Annotated in this window: 1 protein-coding gene; it reads right to left on the bottom strand. The window is 66.9% G+C overall.

Features of this window, described 5'->3' with window-relative positions; translation table 11 throughout:
* On the bottom strand, positions 1-260 hold a 260-nt coding region (locus NE591_RS15595; protein ID WP_256157142.1), incomplete at its 3' end, for an ATP-binding protein.
* Positions 261-287: the final 27 nt, after the last annotated feature.

Below are 287 nucleotides of genomic sequence, written 5' to 3'. Positions count from 1 at the left end.
CCCGCGAGGAGTCGAGCCTCACCAACAAGGTTCAGGGAACGGGCCTCGCGGGTGAACGAGTCGAAGATGGTGGCGAGGTAGTCCTTCGACATGCCGATGCCGTCGTCGCGGACGATGATGCGCAGGTGCTGCAGCTCGCCGTGGCGCTTGGCGGAGCCGTCGACGCGGAAGAGGATGTGGCCGCCCTCCGGGGAGCTCGCGCAGCAGGTTGAACGTGGCGCCCTCGGGCGTATCGGCTCCCGTGCGCAGCACCTCGTCAAGAAGACTGATGGTTCGCTCGAAGGAGC

It is taken from the genome of Adlercreutzia sp. DFI.6.23 (assembly GCF_024462535.1).
GTDB classification, from domain to species: domain Bacteria; phylum Actinomycetota; class Coriobacteriia; order Coriobacteriales; family Eggerthellaceae; genus Adlercreutzia; species Adlercreutzia rubneri.
The sequence above is the reverse complement of the archived record's forward strand: the minus strand, read 5'-3'. Positions and strand labels throughout refer to the sequence as shown.